Raw genomic sequence first — 539 nt, 5'->3', positions numbered from 1 at the left:
ATGATCGGGATTTGACTTGCAGCAATAGTGCGAGCAAGGATCTCATTGTTAAAGCACCATAAGTCTTCTAGAGAGCCGCCGCCACGACCAACAATCAATACATCACATTCATTTCGGCTATTCGCACGACCGATTGCTTGGGCAATTTGAATGGCTGCGTCATCACCTTGGACCATGGTCGGATAAATAACCACGGGTAGGGAAGGATCACGGCGTTTTAAAACGTCCAATATGTCGTAAAGCGCTGCACCTGTTTTAGAAGTGATGACACCAACACGCTTTGGATGTTCTGGTAGTGGCAGTTTGTTGGTTTGAGCGAACAAACCTTCCGCTGCCAACTTCATCTTAAGCTCTTCAAACTCTTGTTGCAGACGACCATCGCCTTCAGGCTGCATGCTTTCGATGATCAATTGGTAGTCACCACGTGGCTCATACAGAGACAGACGGGCTTTAACTAAAACTTGATTGCCGTTTGCAGGTTTGAAAGTAACGCGACGATTGTTACCACGGAACATGGCACATTTTACTTGAGCACGAGA

1 protein-coding gene is annotated in these 539 nt (G+C 46.8%); it reads right to left on the bottom strand.

Features of this window, described 5'->3' with window-relative positions; all coding sequences use genetic code 11:
• On the bottom strand, positions 1–539 hold a 539-nt coding region (gene xseA, locus R7P74_RS28805), incomplete at both ends, for an exodeoxyribonuclease VII large subunit (protein ID WP_318124120.1).

It is taken from the genome of Vibrio sp. 2033, assembly GCF_033339735.1.
The sequence above is the reverse complement of the archived record's forward strand: the minus strand, read 5'-3'. Positions and strand labels throughout refer to the sequence as shown.